Below are 17,996 nucleotides of genomic sequence, written 5' to 3'. Positions count from 1 at the left end.
TGCCATCCATGGCGACCCGGCACCGGCTCCGGATCGCCCGGTCCGGCCATCCGTGGCCGGCCGTTCGGCAGGCCACGCGGCAGTGCTCGCTGCGATCAGTGCATGGCTGCCATCCATGGCGAACCGGCACCGGCTCCGGGTCGCCCGGTCCGGCCATCCGTGGCCGGCCGTTCGGCAGGCCACGCGGCAGTGCTCGCTGCGATCAGTGCATGGCTGCCATCCATGGCGAACCGGCACCGGCTCCGGATCGCCCGGTCCGGCCATCCCTGGCCGGCCGTTCGGCAGGCCACGCGGCAGTGCTCGCTGCGATCAGTGCATGGCTGCCATCCATGGCGAACCGGCACCGGCTCCGGGTCGCCCGGTCCGGCCATCCCTGGCCGGCCGTTCGGCAGGCCACGCGGCAGTGCTCACTGCGATAAGTGCATGGCTGCCATCCATGGCGAACCGGCACCGGCTCCGGATCGCCCGGTCCGGCCATCCGTGGCCGGCCGTTCGGCAGGCCACGCGGCAGTGCCGCGTAAGCGGCCTGCCTCACCCCGTGTTCTGTATCCCTGCCGAGATGCCGTTCACCGTAGCCACCAGCGCCTGGTACAGCGCATCGTCCGGCCGGCCGGCTTCGCGCCAGCGGGCCAGCAGGTCCACCTGCAACACGCTGATCGGGTCGACGTACGGATTTCGCAGGCGGATCGACTGGCGCAGTCGGTAGTCGCCGGCCAGCAGCTCGTCGCTGCCCTTGATCGCCAGCACCGCCGCGCGCGTGCGTTCGAACTCGGCCGCGATGCCGGGGTGGAAGCGCTCGTGCAGTTCGCCCGCCAGGCGCGAGTACTGCTCGAAAATGCCCGGGTCGGACTTGGCCAGCATCATCTCCAGGTCGTCGATGAGCGTGCCGAAGAAGGGCCAGTCACGCGCCATCTCGGTCAGCGTGTCGCGGCCGTGCGTGTCCAGCGCCTTCGTCAACGCGGTGCCGACGCCGTACCACGCGGTCAGCCCGGCGCGGTTCTGCGACCACGCGAACACCCACGGAATCGCGCGCAGCGATCCCACGTCGCCGCTGCCGGCACGCTTGCTCGGACGCGAGCCGATGCGCAGGCGCTCGATCACGTCGATCGGCGTCGCCGCGCGGAAATAAGCCGGGAACTCCGGGTTCTCGTGCACCAGCGCGCGGTAGTGCGCGCGCGCGTCGCGGGCCAGTTCGCCCGCGATCGCACGCCAGGTCTCCTCGCGCGGCTCCGGCGGACGCGGTCGCAGCGTCGCACGCAACACCGCGCCGGTGGCCTGTTCGAGATTGCGCAGCGCGATCGCGCGGATGCCGTACTTGCGGTGGATCACCTCGCCTTGCTCGGTCAGGCGCAGGTAGCCGTCCACCGAACCGCGCGGCGCGGCGATCACCGCGCGCTCGGTCTTGCCGCCACCGCGGCTGATCGAACCGCCGCGGCCGTGGAAGAAGGCGATGCGCACGCCGCTCTCGCGCGCCAGTTCGGTCAGCGCGATCTGCGTGCGCTGCAGCGCCCAGCGCGAGGCGAGCATGCCGCCGTCCTTCGCACTGTCGGAGTAGCCCAGCATCACCACCTGGCGGTTGCCGCGCGCCGCCAGGTGCCGGCGGTACACGGGATCGGCGAACAGCGCGCGCAGCGTGTCGCTGGCGGCGTCGAGGTCGTCCACGGTTTCGAACAGCGGTGCCACGTCCAGCGGCACGCGGCCTTCGCTGTCGATGCAACCGGCCACGCGCGCCAGCGCGAGCACGGCCAGCGCGTCGGCCGCGCTGCGGCTCATGCTGACGATGTAGGGCCCGAACGCGTGCGCGCCGTAGCGCGGGCGCAGGCGTGCGACGGCGCGGAACACATCCAGCGTCGGCCGCGCGGTGCCGTTGCCGACGCCTCGCACCGGTTCGCTGCCGTCGAGCAGGTGATGCAGCCGCTGCGCCCGCTTCTCGCGCGTGCGCGATTCCCACTGCGCATCGCCCAGCACTTCGGCGAGCGCGGCGTCGTGCGTGGCCGAATCCTGGCGCAGGTCCAGGCTGGCCAGATGGAAGCCGAAGCACTCCGCGCGCCGGCGCAGGCGCCGCACCGCATGCCCACCGGCGTGTTCGCCCTGGTGCGTGCGCAGGCTGTCCTCGATCATCCGGATGTCGGCCAGGAAGGCGGCGGCGTCGGGATAACCGTTGACGTGGTCCTCCGTCGTCGCGCGCAGGCGCGCGGCGATCAATGCCAGCAGGTTGCGATACGGCATGTCGGCGTGGCGCGGCTTCAGCGCGGCGGCGGCCTTGGGCAGCAGGTAGCGGTATTCCTCGATGCGCGCGAGCACCGTCTCCGCCACGCCGATGCGTCCCAGCGACTGACTCAACAGCTCGCCCAGCGCCGCGACTTCCTGTCGATATGCCCCCAGCACCAGCGAACGCTGCCCGGCGAGCGAAGCGGCGATGGTGTCCGCGCCGACGTTCGGATTGCCGTCCATGTCGCCGCCGACCCAGGTGCCGAAGCCGACCACGGCGGGCATCGCGACGTGCTCGCCGTACGTCTCGCGCAGCGCGTCCTCGAACAGCTCGTAAAACACCGGCAGCACGCGGTACAGCACGTCGGACAGGTAGAAGCCCACGTGTTCGAACTCGTCGGCGACGCTGGGCTTCACCGGCGGCGTTTCGGCGGTCTGCCAGCTGGCGGTGAGCGCCAGGCGCATGCGTTCCAGGTCGGCGCGGTGTTCGTACGGTGTGCGCGTGCGGTCGATGTCGTCGATCAGGCAGGTGACGATCTGCCGTTCCTTTTCCAGCAGCGCGCGACGCACGGCTTCGGTCGGATGCGCGGTGAACACCGGCTCGATCCGCAATCGCTGCAGCAGCGCGACCACTTCCTCCAGGCTCACGCCCTGCGCGGCCAGCGTGGCGAGCACATCGCGAAGGCCGCCCGGCTGGCGGCTCGCGCCCTGGCGTTCGTAATCGCGGCGGCGGCGGATGCGGTGCACGCGCTCGGCGACGTTCACCGCCTGGAAGTAAGTGGCGAAGGCGCGCACCAGGTCGCCGGCGTGTTCGAGTTCGACGCCCGCCAGTGCCTGTGCGAGTTCGCCCACCGGCGCGTTCGACTCGCGACGGCGGATCGCGGCGCGGCGCAGTGTCTCGACCTCGGCGAGGAACTGCGGGCCACGCTGCTCGGCAAGGATGTCGCCGACGAGCGCGCCCACGGTTTTCACGTCTTCGCGCAGGAGGGCGTCGTGCGGAGCGAAATCGACGACGCGCAGCGGTTCTTCGGCGGACTCGGCGGCAGGCACGGGTTGTCGGGTCATCACGCGAGCCTACCGCACTGCAACATGGGGTGGCGCGACGGTTTCAGGCGCAACGAAGCGACGCCCCGGGGGCCGCGAGCCGCCCGGCGGTGCGTCCGGCATCCGCCGCCGTGGCCATACTCCTGACCGCCCCCTGCCGCTGGCCGCGTTGTTTTTCCTGATGCCCCTTTCGAGCCGGAGCGTTCCACCATGGCGCCACTGCACCGCCTTCTCGGTCTTGCCGTACTGAGCCTGTCACTGGCCGCGTGCCACGCGCCCGCGCGCCAGGACGCCGCACAGGAGACCGCGCCGCCCCTGTTCGACACCTTCGGCGACCTGCACCGCGACATCGGCACGCGCGTGCCAGAGGCGCAGCGCTACTTCGACCAGGGCCTGCGCCTGGCCTACGGCTTCAACCACGAAGCCGCCGCGCGCGCCTTCGCCGAAGCCGAACGGCTCGACCCCAAATGCGCGATGTGCGCCTGGGGCCAGGCGCTGGTGCTGGGACCCAACATCAACCTGCCGATGTCGCCCGACCTGGCCGCCGACGCGACCACGCTCGCGCTGCGCGCGCAGCATCTTTCGGCCAACGCGAAGCCCGCCGACCAGGCGCTGATCACCGCGCTCACCAAGCGCTACATCACGCCCGCGCCGACCGACCGCGCACCGCTCGACCAGGCCTATGCGCAGGCGATGGGCGAAGCGCACCAGCAGTTCCCCGACGACGACGACATCGCCGCGCTGTACGCCGAATCGCTGATGGACCTCACGCCGTGGGCGTACTGGAACGCGCAGGGCCAGCCGACGCAGTACACCGACGCGATCGTCGGCACGCTGGAGACGGTGCTCAAGCGCAACCCGCGCCACATCGGCGCGGCGCACTACTACATCCATGCCGTGGAAGCCTCGAATCAGCCCGAACGCGCCGAGCCCTACGCCGACCGCCTCGCCGCGCTCGCGCCCGGTTCGGGACACCTGGTGCACATGCCCGCGCACGTCTACATCCGCGTGGGCCGCTACCACGACGCGACGCTGAGCAACCTCGCCGCGAGCACCGCCGACAAGGCCTTCCTCGCGGTCTGTCGCGGCAGCAACGGCGCCTATCCGCTGGGCTACGTGCCGCACAACTGGCATTTCGCGGCGATGACCGCGGCGCTGCACGGTTCGCGCACGCTGGCGATCGAAGCGGCCGACCAGACCGCGCAGCGCGTGGACCCGCAGCAGCTGGAGGCGATGGCCTTCATGCAGCAGTTCCTCGTCGCGCCGCTGTTCGCGCGGGTGCGTTTCGGCGAGTGGGACGCGATCCTCGCGCAGGCCGAGCCGCCGTCGCAGGTGGCCTTCCCGCGCGCGATCTGGCACTTCGCCCGCGGCATGGCGTTCGTGCGCACCGACAAGCCGGAGCAGGCGCGCAAGGAACTGAAGGCGCTGCAGGCCATCGCCAAGGACCCGGCGATGGAGAAGGTGGTGCTGTTCGACATCAACCGCGCCGACCGCGTGCTGGATGTCGCGCAGAACATGCTGGCGGGCGAACTCGCGCTGTCGACCCGGCAGACCAAGGCGGGCCTGGACTACCTGCGCAAGGCGGTGGCCGCCGAAGACCTGCTCAACTACAACGAACCGCCCGACTGGCCGTTGCCGGTGCGTCCGTACCTGGGCGCGGCGCTGCTGGACGCGGGCCGTGCGAAGGAAGCCGTCGCCGTGTACGAGGAAGACCTCAAGCGCTTCCCGGAAAACGGCTGGTCGCTCCATGGCCTGGCGCAGGCGCAGAAGAAGCTCAAGCAGAAGGACGCCGCGGCTGACAGCGAACGCCGCCAGGCGGCCGCGTGGCAGTGGGCCGATGTGAAGCTGGTGGCGTCGCGGTTCTGATCGCCGGCTCGCGCCTCCCCTCTGCCCGACGAGCGTAGAGGGGACAGGGGCACCGGGGCACGGGAGTGCGCCGGCCCCATCGCTTCTTGTGAGCCGGCGTTCGAAGGGGCCCTTGCTCCGGAAGCCGTCATCCCCGCGAAGGCGGGGATGACAGCCTGGACCGTCCCCCGCCCCTGTCCTGCCCCCCGGCCCATTCTTGTCAGCCCTGACACAAACCGGCATCGGCCGACAACATCGGCTGGTCAGGATCAGTACGAGTCGTGGACCCATGTGTCCCGTTGCCGCTGTCCGGCGATCCCCCGGCGGCGGCATTTTCTTTTCCGGGCCCGCCCCGAGGCGGTTGACACAACCGGCCCGCCGCCTGCCTACACTCCGCAACGCCCTTTCGTCGTTGGTGGCATGGATCTGCAGTCGCTCCTCCTGGTCGTCGACGACGACCCCGATCTCCGCCGGCTCATTTCCGGCTTCCTGACCGAACACGGCTACCGCGTGGAAACGGCCGAAGACGCCGCACAGATGCGCCGCGTGCTGGACGAGCAACGCCCCGACCTGGTGATCCTGGACGTGATGATGCCCGGCGAGGACGGCCTCAGCGCCGCGCGCCGGCTGACCTCCGAACGCGGGCCGGCGCTGATCATGCTCAGCGCGCTGGGCACCGACACCGATCGCATCATCGGCCTGGAGATCGGCGCGGACGACTACCTGGCCAAGCCCTGCAACCCGCGCGAGCTGCTCGCCCGCGTGCGCGCCGTGCTGCGCCGCCGGCAACTGGCGGCCGATGCGGCCAGCGGCCATCGCTACGAGTTCGCCGGCTGGCATCTGGACGTGGTGCGTCGCGCCCTGCGCGATCCCAACGGCACCTACATCAACCTGTCCGACGGGGAGTTCTCGCTGCTGCACGCCTTCGTCGAGCACCCGCAACGCGTGCTCAGCCGCGACCAGTTGCTTGACTGCGCGCGCGGCCGCGACAGTGAAGTGTTCGACCGCGCGATCGACAGCCAGATCAGCCGCCTGCGCCGCAAGATCAACGAACGCGGCCACAGCGAACTCATCCGCACCGTGCGCAACGAGGGCTACATGCTGCTGCCGGCGGTGACACGCCTGTGAACTGGCAAGGGCTTCCGATCTTCGCGCGCACCTTCCTGCTGCTGCTGGCGGCACTGGCGGTGGCGTACGGCATCGGCATCGCCCTGCTCGCATTGCGCGAACCGCCGCCGGCGGTGCGCATGTCGGAAGTGGTCGCGCTGCTGTCTTCGCGCATGCCTTCAGGCAATCCGCTGCTGCAGGTGCGCGAGGTCGATGCGCCGCCGCAGGTCGAATCCGGCTACCTCAGTCCGCCGCCGCTGCGCACGCTGCTGGCGCAGTGGCTGGACGTGCCCGAGGACCGCGTGCGCTTCTACATCGCCGGTCCGAACATGCTGCCGCCGTTCCGGCGCATCGTCGTGACACCGACCGTGCCGCTGACCGGCGGCGACATGCTCGACCTGGTGATTCCCCGCGCGACCGCGCAGACGCTCGACCGCCCCGCACCGCCCGGCGCGCACCCGCTGCCGCGCGACACGCGTCGCGCCACGCCGGATGCGCCGCTGCACATCCGGTATCGCGATCGGCCGGATTTCACCGCCGACCGGATTCGTGCCCGTCGCGAGGAACGTCGCCGTGTCGCCACCGCGACGACGGCGGTCGCCACGGTGTCGACGTCGTCCAGCGCCGCCGAGAGTCCGCCACCGACGGCCTCCGCGCCGATCGCCAGCGAAAGCCTCGAGCCCTACCCCACGCGTACGCCGGATCCGTCCACCGCGTACCTGCGCCAGTACATGCCGCCCTACGTGCACGTGTCGCCCGCCCACCCGGAGGCGCCCGCGCCATCGCCTGCGACGACCGCGACGGCACCGGCACCGGTGGCGGCCACACCTGCGCCGGTGCGCGATGATCCGGAGGCCCTCGTGGTGCGCGTGGGCGAACCGGAGATGCTCACCGGCCCGGCCCTGCGCGAGCGTCCCTGGCGCGCCGACTCGCACCTGTCGTTCGCCTTCGTCGCCGCCGCGCGCCTGGCCGACGGCCGCTGGCGGGTGGTCGAGCGCGTGGAGTCCGGCGTCGGGATCGGCCGCGCGTTCGCGCTGATGTTCGCGATGGGCCTGATCGCACTGCTGCCGTTGGCGTGGTGGTTCTCCCGCGCGCTGGCCGGCCCGATCCGCCGCTTCGCCGCCGCCGCCGACCACATGGGCCAGGATGCCGACGGGCCGCCGGTGCCGTTGGAAGGCCCGGCGGAAATCGTCCGTGCGGCGGCGTCGTTCAACGCCATGCAGGCGCGCATCAACCGCCTGGTGCGCGAGCGCACGCAGATGGTGGCGGCGATCGCGCACGACCTGCGCACGCCGCTGGCGCGGCTGTCGTTCCGTCTCGACGGCCTGCCGGCCGACGCGCGCGAGAAGGCGACGGCGGACATCGCCGAGATGTCGCAGATGATCGAAGCGGCGCTGGAGTTCATCCGCGAACAGCACCGCAACGGCACGCGCGAACGCCTCGACCTGCGCCTGCTGGTGGAGAGCGTGGTGGACGACCTGGCCGACGTGGGCAACGCGGTCGCGCTCACCGACGGCGCCCCGGCGCCGCTGCGCGGCGACCCGCTTGCGCTGCGGCGCATGGTCGGCAACCTGGTGGACAACGCGCTCAAGTACGGCCAGAGCGCGCGCCTGTCGCTGCACACCGACGCCGAAGGCTATGCGCTGCACATCGACGACGACGGCCCCGGCGTGGATGCGAACCGCAGCGAGCAGCTGTTCATGCCCTTCGTGCGCGGCGAGACTTCGCGCAACCGCGAAACCGGCGGCATCGGACTGGGCCTGGCCACCGCGCGCAGCATCGCGCTCGCGCACGGCGGCGACATCCATCTGATCAACCGCAGCGAAGGCGGCCTGCGCGTGACGGTGACGCTGCCGTGCGCGGTGCGTTCGCCGCGGAGTGCGTCGCGGGTGGCGGTGGGGTGAGGTCGTGCTGCAGCAGCCTGACCGTGTGTTGCGGTGGACGTGCTGCTCTCCCACACACCGTCATCCCGGCGAAGGCCGGGATCCAGGCTGTCACCCCATCCAACACATCACGTCACGTCACGTCACCGCACGCCACGTCATTCCAGCGAAAGCTGGAATCCATTTTCGCTCTTCGCTTCTACCTGTTGCCCTGAAGAGCAGAGGCAAAATGGATTCCAGCTTTCGCTGGAATGACGAGATGTGGGTCGCCTGTCAGGGAGTGCCCGAACGCTATGGGCCTGGATCCCGGCCTTCGCCGGGATGACGGTGATGTGTCGCAAGACAGTGAAGCGGGACCACGGTGATGTGTCGCAAGACAGTGGAGTGGGACCACGGTGATGTGTCGCAAGGCAGTGGAGCGGGACGACAGTGAAGCGGACGAGTGAAGCGCAATGACGGCCAGTAGCCATGACATCACTCACTTCACCTGCACCCCGTGCTTGACCACCACGTCCACCCGCTGCAGCAACGCCACCTGCTTCAGCACATCGCCCTTCACCGCGATGATGTCCGCGTACTTGCCCTCGACCACGCTGCCGTAATCCTTGTCGGCCTTCATCGCCACCGCCGGCCAGTAGGTCGCCGCACGGATCGCGTCGATGGGCGGCACGCCGAGCTGGTTCACCCACACGTCCAGCTCGTTCCAGGTGCTGCCGCTGTGGAACTTCATCGGAATGCCCGAATCGGTGCCCACCAGCAACAGCACGCCCGAATCGCGCAGCTGCTGGAACTTGCGCTTGAGCGTCGGCCAGCGCTGCGGCGTCTGCTGGAAGTAGGAAATGCGCTCCGGGTGCGCGAGCGAGCGCTTGATGTCGGCCACGGTGTCCGGCGACAGGCCTTCGTGCCACGCGTCGGCGTCGATGAACTCGTGGTTCTTCACCGTGTAGGGGAAGTTGTAGAGCCCCTCGATCGTCGGCGTCCAGAACAGCGGGCCGGCGGCCATGTTCGCGGTGCGCTCGCGCAGCGCGGCGACGATGTCCTCCGGGTATTCGGGCGACGCGGCCAGGCCGGTGTGTTCGAGACAATCCACGCCGGCCTTGAGCGCGCGGCGGATTTCCTCCGGCCGGTGCGCATGCGCGACCACGGGCAGCTTGTGCTTGTGGGCTTCGTCGACGATCGCCTGCACTTCGGCGTCTCTCATCTGGTCCTGGTCGATCAGCTTGACCACGTCCACGCCGGCCTGGGCGAGTCGGCGCACCTTCGCGCGCGCGTCGCCCGGCGAGTCCACGCCCCAGCGGAACAGTTCGGTGCCGGGGGACGGTTTCTTCTGGATGAAGGGGCCGGAGACGAACAACGTCGGGCCGGGGATCTTCCCGGCGTTGATCGCATCGCGCACGGCGATGCTGTCCTCCAGCGGGCCGCCGAGATCGCGTGCGCCGGTCACGCCCGCGTGCAGCAGCTGCAATGCCGAGGCCGGCATGATCTCGTTGCGCAGGCGCGGCGGGTAGGTGCGGTCCCAATAGTCGTAGTCGGCGTGGCCGTTGATCATCAGGTGGACGTGCATGTCCCACAGGCCGGGCAGCACGGTCATGCCTTCGGTGGAGATGACCTTGGCGCCCGCGGGCACCGGCAGTGTGTCGACGGTACCCACGGCGGTGATCCGCTCGCCCTCGATCAGGATCACGCTGTCGCGGATCGGCTCGCGCAGCGTGCCGTCGACCAATGTGCCGCCGACCAGCGCGGTGATCGGCCCGGCGTGCGCGGACGCGGCGCCAAGCAATCCCAACACAAGACCCCATACGACTGAACGCATGCGCAGACTCCGGGTGGTGGACGCGGGGATGCTATCGCGTTCGGGAAAATTGAGCGCTGGCGCGGACGCGGCGACTGCGCGACACTCCGCCGGTCCGTGGGGGAGACTCGATCGATGCCGTTCCTTGGAGTGCATGTCGCCATCGCGCTTTGCTTCGCCGTGCATGCCGTGCGCAGCGGGCAGGAGCGCTACTGGCTCTTCATCCTGTTCGCGTTCCCGATGCTGGGCAGCGTGGTGTACGCCGTCGCCATCTGGCTCCCGGAATGGCGTCACAGCCATGCCGGCCGGCAGGTCGTCCAGGGCGTGCAGCGCCGGCTCGATCCCACGCGCGAACTTCGCGCGGCCCAGGACGCTTTCGAAACGGCGGCCACGACCGACAATCGCGTGCGCCTGGCGGACGCGCTGATCGAAGCGGGCCGCGCCGAGGACGCCATGACGCATTACGAGGCAGCACTGCGCGGCCTCTATGCGGACGACCCGGATTTGCAGGTTCGCGTGGCGCGCGCGCAGCTGGAATCCGGACGCGCGGGCGATGCACGGCGGCGCCTGGACGACCTGATCCAGCGCAAGCCGGATTTCCGCTCGCCCGCCGGTCACCTGCTGTACGCACGCGCCCTCGCGGCCGAAGGCGATCGCGACAAGGCACGCCATGAATTCGACACGCTCGTGGGCTATTTCGGCGGCTTCGAAGCGCACGCGTTCTACGCTGAAACACTCGCAGGCTGGGGCGAGGCCGACGCGGCCATCCGCCTGCGCGATGAAGCGCTGCGCAAGGCCAAGCGCCTGCCGGCCTATGCGCGCCGCATGAACCGTGACTACCTCAAGCGTCTGGAGCGCATCGGCGCGCGCTGAGCGGGCGCCGCGCGCCGCAGCTCAGTACGCAAACTCCCGGAACACCCGGTCGATGTCGCCCTGCCACGGGCCGTTGTAGAGATCGAGCTTGCGTTCGGCCGGCGTGATGCCGGCTTCGACGAACTCCATCATCGGCTCCAGGAACACCGACTCGTCGGCGCCGTTGGCGTTCATGCGGGCGCGGCGGCGCAGGCCCTGCGCGGAGATTTCCAGCGCGCGGCGCGCCAGGTCGAGTACGGTGCCGCCGCGGAACGGCAGCTTCAACGCGTGCTTGGGCACGCCGTCGCGCAGGGCATGGCGCTCGGCGAGGCTGAAGTCCTTGACCAGATCCCACGCCGCGTCGAGCGAAGCGTCGTCGTACAGCAGGCCGACCCAGAACGCCGGCAGCGCGCAGATGCGGTTCCAAGGGCCGGAATCGGCGCCGCGCATCTCGAGGTATTTCTTCAGCCGCACTTCCGGGAATGCCGTCGTGCTGTGGTCGGCCCAGTCGCGCAGCACCGGGCGATGACCCGGATAAGCCGGCAGCTTGCCGTCGAGGAAATCGCGGAACGACTGGCCCGAGGCGTCGATGTATTCGCCGTCGCGGTAGACGAAGTACATCGGCACGTCGAGCAGGTAGTCGACGTAGCGCTCGTAACCGAAGCCGTCTTCGAAGACGAAATCGAGCAGGCCCGTGCGGCCGGCGTCGGTATCGGTCCAGATGTGCGAGCGATAGCTCAGATAGCCGTTGGGCTTGCCTTGCGTGAAGGGCGAATCGGCGAACAGCGCGGTGGCGACGGACTGCAACGCCAGCGAGACGCGGAACTTCTTCACCATGTCGGACTCGGAGCCGACGTCCAGGTTGACCTGCACGGTGCAGGTGCGGGTCATCATGTCCAGGCCGAGCGAACCGACCTTGGGCATGTACTCGCGCATGATCTTGTAGCGGCCCTTGGGCATCCACGGCATTTCGTCGCGGCGCCACTTGGGCTGGAAGCCCATGCCCAGGAAGCCGAGCCCCATCGGCTCTGCGACGGTGCGCACTTCGCGCAGGTGGCTGTTGGTTTCCGAACACGTCTGGTGCAGGTTCTCCAGCGGCGCACCGGACAGCTCCAGTTGGCCCGCCGGCTCCAGCGACACCGAAGCCTGTTCGCGCGTAAGCGCGATGACGCGGCCGTGCTCTTCCACCGGCTGCCAGCCGAAGCGGGTCAGGCCCTTGAGCAGCGCCTCGATGCCGCGATCGCTGTCGAACGTCGGCGGACGCAGATCGTCGGTGCGGAAGCCGAACTTCTCGTGCTCGGTGCCGATGCGCCAGTCCTCGCGCGGACGCACGCCGGAGCTGAGGAACTCGACGAGCTGCGCCCGACCCTCGATGGGAACATCCTTGACCTGGCTGGGACCGGACACACGCACCTCGCGAAATAAGCCCACCGCAGGGCCGGCGGCCCTGCTCGTGCGACGCCGGGGCGTTGCACGGATGCCGCGCCCCCATGGGCTTCGCGGCGGGCATGCCAGCGGACGAACGTCCAGACTGTGCAGGCCATCACGTCAGTGTAGCGAGCCGGCGTGAATGGACCTATCGCCGGCCGTGCAACGCAGTAATCCGGAAGCATCGCCTTCGCGGCCACGGTCGCGCCCTCGCGGCGGCTTGGCTACCCTGCGGACATGACCCGCGAACCACGCCCGCACGAGACCGCACCGGCCCCGCACCGTCTGCCGGATCTGCCCACACGCCACAGCGAATCGCACCGCTCCAGCCGCGTCGGCTGGCTGCGCGCGGCGGTGCTGGGCGCCAACGACGGCATCGTGTCGGTGTCGGGACTGGTGGTGGGCGTGGCCGCCAGCGGCGCCTCGCACGAGACCGTGCTCGCCAGCGGCGTGGCCGCCCTGGCGGCCGGGGCGATGTCGATGGCGGCGGGGGAATATGTCTCGGTGCAGTCGCAGGCCGACACCGAACTGGCGGACCTGGCGATCGAACGGCGCGAACTGGCCGCGCAGCCGCAGTTCGAACTCAACGAACTCACCCACATCTACGTGCGGCGCGGCCTGGAACCGGAGCTGGCGCGGCAGGTGGCCGAACAGCTCACCGCGCACGACGCACTGGCCGCGCACGCGCGCGACGAACTGGGCATCACCGACACCCTGCGCGCGCGACCGGTGCAGGCGGCGTTCGCCTCGGCCACGGCGTTCGTCAGCGGCGGCGTGCTGCCGATGGCCTCGGTGCTGCTGTCGCCGGCCTCGATCGTGCAACCGGTGACGATCGCCGTGACGATCAGCGCGCTGTTCGTCTCCGGCGCGCTCGCGGCCCGCGCGGGCGGTGCGCCGATGCTGCGCGGCGCGGCGCGCGTGGCGTTCTGGGGTGCGCTGGCGATGGCGGTGTCGTCTGGGGTGGGGTCGTTGTTCGACGTGTCTGTGTGAACCGGCCGATGCCGCACTGCGGCAAGCCTTCACCGACAAGGGCTTACATACTGCGGCCATGTCGCAAGTGCATTACCTCGGTCGCAGCAAGAAGACCAAGATCACCTCGCTGGACATCGCCCACCGCGCCGGCGTCTCGCAGGCGACGGTGTCGCGCGTGCTGCGCGGCAGCCCGCTGGTCAACGCCGAAACGCGCAAGCGCGTCGAGGACGCGGTTCGCGAGCTCAACTACAAGGTCGACCGCCACGCCTCCAGCCTGCGCACGCAGCGCTCGGGCACGCTGGCGCTGTTGCTGTTCGAGGACCCCACGCCCGACGAGTCGCACATCAACCCGTTCTTCCTGTCGATGCTCGGCTCCATCACCCGCGCCTGCGCGCGCGAGGGGCAGGACCTGCTGATCTCGTTCCAGCAGCTCTCCGACGACTGGCACGCCGACTACGAGGACAGCATGAAGGCCGACGGCCTGATCCTGCTGGGCTACGGCGATTACCTGGCCTACCAGGGCAAGCTGGAGAAACTGGTCGCGCAGGGCACGCGCTTCGTGCGCTGGGGCGCGGTGCTGCCGGACCAGCCGGGCCTGTCGATCGGCTGCGACAACTTCAACGGCGGGCGCCTGGCGGGCGAACACCTGGTCGGACTCGGCCGTCGCCGCATCGCCTTCCTGGGCGGCGCGTCGAGCCACTGCCCGGAATTCTTCGACCGCTTCCGCGGCTGCGACGCCGCGCTGCGCGAAGTGGGCGGCGCGATGGAAGCGATCCTGCAGGTCGACGCGGAAAGCTCCGAAGAAGAAGGCTACGCCGCCGCACGCGAGTTGCTGGCGCGCGGCGGTTCGTTCGACGCGGTGTTCGCCGCGAGCGACCTGATCGCCATCGGCGCGATGCGCGCGCTGGCCGATGCGGGCCTGCGCGTGCCGGAGGACATCGCGGTGGTCGGCTTCGACGACATCCCGACCGCGCGCTTCGCCAACCCGCCGCTGACGACGGTGTTCCAGGACACCAAGCGCGCCGGCGAACTGCTGGTGGAAACGCTGCTGCGCCAGGTCATGGGCGAGCAGACGCACAGCATCACGCTGCCGACGTCGCTGGTGGTGAGAAAGTCCAGCGGCGCCTGATGCCGCGAACGCTCGGCCGCGGCTAGACTTGGCCCGGCCCGTGCGCGGTGCGCGGGTGGGGGATCACGGATGAAGCATTCGAAAGACCCGATCGTGGGTCTGGCGCTGGTTGCACTCGCCCTTCCTGCCATCGCGCAGGTCGACCTGACGCCGTATCTGAAGAAGGATGTCTACGGCGACATCAAGATCTCGCCCACCGGCGAGTACTACGCGGTCACCGTGCCGACAGCCGATCGCACCATGCTGGCGGTGATCCGCCGTTCCGACAAGGCGTTCACTGCCCGCGTCAGCGGACCGCAGAAGTCGGACATCGCCGATTTCCATTGGGTCAACGACCAGCGCATCGTGGTCAGCATGGCCGAACGCCTGAGCACGCTGGAAAGCCCCGTGCCGACTGGCGAGCTGCATGCCATCAACGCCGATGGCAAGCTCGCTCGCACGCTGATGAGCCACTACGAACGCGATACCGGCATCTCGGCGACCCAAACGTTCGGCGACTTCTACGCAGGCTTCCTCGAGGACGACCTGCCCGCCGAAGACGACAGCGTGCTGATCTCCGTGCAGGCATTCACGGCCGACCCGACCACGCGCATCGACCGCATGCACGTCGTCACGGGGCGCCGCGTCACCGTCGCCACAGCACCTGTCCGGCGCGCCCGCTTCACGACCGATGGCCATGGCGAAGTGCGCTTCGCGCGCGGCGCCGGCAGCGACAACGTCAGCAAGCTCTATTACCGGGATGCGCGCGGCGCGGACTGGCGCCTGATCAACGACGAGGCCACCAGCCACCGGGTCGAACTCGCGCTGGGTTTCGCGCCCGACAATCGCACGGCGTACCTGCAGGTGGAGCAGTCGCAGGGGCCGGATGCGATCGTGGCGCTGGACACCGCGACCGGACAGCGCAGCGACGTCCTGCGCGACGCCGTGGTCGACCCGCATTCGATCATCCACGACGCCGCCGGCAGTCCGGTGGGCGCGACCTACATGAAGGAACGGCTGGTCAGCCGCTACTTCGACGAGACTTCGCCCCCGGCGCGCGCGCAGCGCATGCTCGAGAAGGCGTTCCCCGGAATGTCCGTGCGCGTCGTTTCGTCCACGCGGGACAGCCGGCTTTCGCTGATCCTGGTCGCAAGCGACCGCAGCCCGGGCGACTTCTACCTGTTCGACAACACCACGCGCGAGGCGAGTCTTGTCTTCAGCCGGGCGGACTGGTTCGATCCGGCCCAGTCGGCGCAGGTGCGCCCCATCGCGCTGACCGCTCGCGACGGCCTGCCGCTGCATGGCTATCTCACCGTGCCGCCGGGGTCGGACGGCAAGCGTCTGCCGCTCGTCGTGCTGCCGCACGGCGGGCCGTTCGGCTTCTATGACGAATGGGGATTCGACCGCGACACGCAAATGCTGGCCGCCGCCGGCTACGCGGTACTGCAGATCAACTACCGAGGCTCCGGCAACTACGGCCGCACATTCCTGCACGCCGGCGCGCGCGAATGGGGCGGCGCGATGCAGGACGACCTGACCGATGCCACCCGTTGGGCGGTGGAACAAGGCGTGACGGAGGCAGGCCGCATCTGCATCTATGGCGCGAGCTACGGCGGCTACGCGGCCCTCATGGGTGCCGCGAAGGAGCCCGACCTGTACCGCTGCGCGGTCGGCTACGTCGGCGTCTACGACCTGCAGATGCGCCGCGACGACCTGGGCGACAGCGCGCGCTGGCTTGGCACGTTCGCCAACGAATGGATGGGCGACGACGACGCGACGCTCGCGCAACGTTCGCCCAATCGCATCGCCGAGCGGATCAAGGTGCCGGTGTTTCTGGCCGCGGGCGGCAAGGACAGCACCGCGCCCATCGCCCACAGCCAGAAGATGGAGAAGGCCCTCAGGGCCGCCGGAACTCCGGTGGAGACGCTCTACTTCCCCACCGAAGGCCACGGCTTCCATACCGAAGAGCACCAACGCGAGTACTACACCCGCCTGCTCGAATTCCTGTCACGGCACCTGGGCGGCCAGAAGGCCGGTTGAGTCGGCCGCGTCACAGCGGCCGTTTCACCGCCATCAACCGATCCAGCTCCGCACGCAACTGTGGCTGCGTCACCGGCGCATCGAGCAGGAACACCTCCACGCCATGCGCCGGCACCGTCGCCTTCAGCGAACCGCCTGCGCGCACCTTCGCCTTGCCGCCCGCGATCTGCGCACGCCACGTCCCCGCCTGCACGTACTGCTTCACGTCGAATGACGCCGGCGCATCGCCCTTGTTGAGCAGCACCAACGCAGTCTGCGCCACGCCCTCGTGCTGGTACACACGATAGAACGCCGCGCGATCGCCCTTCAGCTCGACGTTGAGCTGCAAGCCGCGCTGCAACGCGGGCGAGGCCGAACGCACGTGCGCGATGCGCGTGAGGTGCTTGTGGATCGCGTGCGACGGCGCGTCCGCAATCCTCTGCGCGCCGAAGTAGTTGCGGTTGCCGTCGTGCTCCGGCCGGCCGCGCATGAAGCCGACCTCCGAGCCGTAATAGACCACCGGGATGCCGCGCGCCGTGAACAGCCAGTTGTGCGCGTCGATGAAGCCTTCATCGCTCGCGTCCAGCCGCGCCATGTCGTGGTTGTCGTAGAACGTCGCCAGTTCGTACGGATTCGCGTACGGCCCGCCGTCCAGGTACAGGCGATCGGCCAGCACTTCGAAGCCCGCGCGTTCATGCCCGAACGCCTTCTCCAGCCCCTGCTTGAGCGGGAAGTCCAGCACGCTCACGTTCGCGTTCTTCGCCCAGGTGTGTTCGGCGATCTTGGTCGCGTCGTAGTCGAAGGCTTCGCCGAACATGAACATGCCCGGCTTCTCCTTGCGCATGCGCGCGACGAACTCGTGCCAGAACGGATGCGGCAACCAGCCGATGGTGTCGATGCGCAATGCATCGGCGCCCTGGTCGATCCATTGCGCATACGCACCGGCCAGGTAATCCATCACCGCCGGGTTGTTCTCGTTGAAGTCCGACAGCTCGGCCAACCCGGGCGTGGTGTTGTAGAAGCGGTGCAGCGGGTTGTGCTTCGGATCGAGCTTGGCCGGCGGCAGGTTCTGGTGATCGGCGACGAGCTTGCCGTCGCGATCGAACACCTGCCCGTACTTCGGCTGCGGCTTGGGCATCGAGTACGACGGCGAGCCGTGGTTGCCCACGATGTCCAGCACCAGCTTCATGTCCTGCCCGTGCACGGCGTCGGCCAGGCCCTTGAAATCCAGGCCCGGGCTGGGCAGGTGTTCGTCGAGCTCGTAGAAGTTGACGCCCCAGTAGCCGTGGTAGCCCGTCTTGCCGCCGTCGGTGAGGAAGCCGCCCTTCACCGCGGGCTTGCCGCCTGTGAACGCTTCGTCCGGGTTGTCGATGATCGGCGTGACCCACAGCGCGGTGAAGCCCATGCCGCGGATGTAATCCAGGTGATCGACGATGCCCTTGAAGTCGCCGCCGAGGTAACCGATGTTGTCGCCCGCGTCGCTGCCGGGCGTGGGACGGTCGAACGTGCGCTTCGCCGGATCCGCGCCGCCCTGGTCGCGATGGTCGTTGGACGGGTCGCCGTTGACGAAGCGGTCGGTGACGACGAAGTACACCGCCTCCTTCGCGAACGGTTCCAGCGTGCCGTAGTAGTCGGGCGCGGCATCGGCGGCGTGCGCGGAACCCGCGCACACCGCGAGCGCCAGCGCACAGGCCAGCAGGGAACGGCGACGAACGTTGGAATGCATGCAGTGCTC

11 protein-coding genes are annotated in these 17,996 nt (G+C 69.5%); 7 read left to right on the top strand and 4 right to left on the bottom strand.

Annotated elements, in window-relative coordinates:
• Positions 1-531: 531 nt before the first annotated feature.
• Positions 532-3,276, bottom strand: a complete 2,745-nt coding sequence (gene ppc / locus JI752_RS15060; protein ID WP_216965577.1) for a phosphoenolpyruvate carboxylase — start codon at positions 3,274-3,276, stop codon at positions 532-534.
• Between the two features lie 189 nt (positions 3,277-3,465).
• Here ppc and JI752_RS15055 point away from each other — a divergent pair, with 189 nt between their 5' ends.
• The 3 genes from JI752_RS15055 to JI752_RS15045 all read left to right on the top strand — a co-directional run bounded on the left by JI752_RS15055 (position 3,466) and on the right by JI752_RS15045 (position 8,111).
• Entirely contained in the window at positions 3,466-5,121 is a 1,656-nt protein-coding gene (locus JI752_RS15055; protein WP_216965575.1) for a hypothetical protein, read from the top strand.
• A 399-nt stretch (positions 5,122-5,520) separates the two neighbouring features.
• Positions 5,521-6,228: a response regulator gene (locus tag JI752_RS15050; RefSeq protein WP_216965573.1), complete on the top strand. Its 708-nt coding sequence runs from the start codon at positions 5,521-5,523 to the stop codon at positions 6,226-6,228.
• On the top strand, positions 6,225-8,111 hold the full coding sequence (locus JI752_RS15045) for an ATP-binding protein (protein WP_345777365.1): 1,887 nt from the start codon (positions 6,225-6,227) through the stop codon (positions 8,109-8,111). The genes JI752_RS15050 and JI752_RS15045 overlap by 4 nt, the downstream gene beginning before the upstream one ends.
• Positions 8,112-8,568: 457 nt before the next feature.
• Here JI752_RS15045 and JI752_RS15040 read toward each other — a convergent pair whose 3' ends face one another.
• Positions 8,569-9,903: an amidohydrolase family protein gene (locus JI752_RS15040; RefSeq protein WP_216965571.1), complete on the bottom strand. Its 1,335-nt coding sequence runs from the start codon at positions 9,901-9,903 to the stop codon at positions 8,569-8,571.
• A gap of 114 nt (positions 9,904-10,017) precedes the next feature.
• Between JI752_RS15040 and JI752_RS15035 the strand changes: the two genes are divergently transcribed.
• Positions 10,018-10,755, top strand: a complete 738-nt coding sequence (locus tag JI752_RS15035) for a tetratricopeptide repeat protein (protein WP_216965569.1) — start codon at positions 10,018-10,020, stop codon at positions 10,753-10,755.
• 21 nt (positions 10,756-10,776) lie between these two features.
• Here the strand turns inward: JI752_RS15035 and JI752_RS15030 are convergent, their stop codons facing one another.
• Positions 10,777-12,141, bottom strand: a complete 1,365-nt coding sequence (locus JI752_RS15030; RefSeq protein WP_216965567.1) for a glutamate--cysteine ligase — start codon at positions 12,139-12,141, stop codon at positions 10,777-10,779.
• Positions 12,142-12,456: 315 nt separating this feature from the next.
• On the opposite strand from JI752_RS15030, the gene JI752_RS15025 reads away from it, so the two are divergent.
• The 3 genes from JI752_RS15025 to JI752_RS15015 all read left to right on the top strand — a co-directional run bounded on the left by JI752_RS15025 (position 12,457) and on the right by JI752_RS15015 (position 16,282).
• Entirely contained in the window at positions 12,457-13,152 is a 696-nt protein-coding gene (locus JI752_RS15025; protein ID WP_254200991.1) for a VIT family protein, read from the top strand.
• Between the two features lie 58 nt (positions 13,153-13,210).
• A complete protein-coding gene (locus tag JI752_RS15020) occupies positions 13,211-14,263 on the top strand; it encodes a LacI family DNA-binding transcriptional regulator (RefSeq protein ID WP_216965563.1) in 1,053 nt (350 codons plus the stop codon).
• A gap of 69 nt (positions 14,264-14,332) precedes the next feature.
• Positions 14,333-16,282, top strand: coding sequence for a S9 family peptidase (locus tag JI752_RS15015; protein WP_216965561.1), 1,950 nt, complete (start codon positions 14,333-14,335; stop codon positions 16,280-16,282).
• A gap of 10 nt (positions 16,283-16,292) precedes the next feature.
• On the opposite strand, the gene JI752_RS15010 is transcribed toward JI752_RS15015, so the two are convergent.
• Positions 16,293-17,987 carry an alpha-amylase family glycosyl hydrolase gene (locus tag JI752_RS15010; RefSeq protein ID WP_216965559.1) on the bottom strand — a complete coding sequence of 565 codons (1,695 nt, stop codon included), beginning with the start codon at positions 17,985-17,987 and terminating at the stop codon, positions 16,293-16,295.
• Positions 17,988-17,996: the final 9 nt, after the last annotated feature.

The sequence above is a fragment of the Lysobacter sp. MMG2 genome (genome assembly GCF_016735495.2).
Classification (GTDB): Bacteria; Pseudomonadota; Gammaproteobacteria; order Xanthomonadales; family Xanthomonadaceae; genus Lysobacter_J.
The sequence above is the reverse complement of the archived record's forward strand: the minus strand, read 5'-3'. Positions and strand labels throughout refer to the sequence as shown.

Bases quoted from the DNA above. Each gene is read 5' to 3' on its own strand.
- JI752_RS15010 (WP_216965559.1), bottom strand. From the start codon at position 17,987: ATGCATTCCAACGTTCGTCGCCGTTCCCTGCTGGCCTGTGCGCTGGCG.
- JI752_RS15035 (WP_216965569.1), top strand. From the start codon at position 10,018: ATGCCGTTCCTTGGAGTGCATGTCGCCATCGCGCTTTGCTTCGCCGTG.
- JI752_RS15055 (WP_216965575.1), top strand. From the start codon at position 3,466: ATGGCGCCACTGCACCGCCTTCTCGGTCTTGCCGTACTGAGCCTGTCA.
- ppc (WP_216965577.1), bottom strand. From the start codon at position 3,276: ATGACCCGACAACCCGTGCCTGCCGCCGAGTCCGCCGAAGAACCGCTG.
- JI752_RS15020 (WP_216965563.1), top strand. From the start codon at position 13,211: ATGTCGCAAGTGCATTACCTCGGTCGCAGCAAGAAGACCAAGATCACC.
- JI752_RS15050 (WP_216965573.1), top strand. From the start codon at position 5,521: ATGGATCTGCAGTCGCTCCTCCTGGTCGTCGACGACGACCCCGATCTC.
- JI752_RS15040 (WP_216965571.1), bottom strand. From the start codon at position 9,903: ATGCGTTCAGTCGTATGGGGTCTTGTGTTGGGATTGCTTGGCGCCGCG.
- JI752_RS15015 (WP_216965561.1), top strand. From the start codon at position 14,333: ATGAAGCATTCGAAAGACCCGATCGTGGGTCTGGCGCTGGTTGCACTC.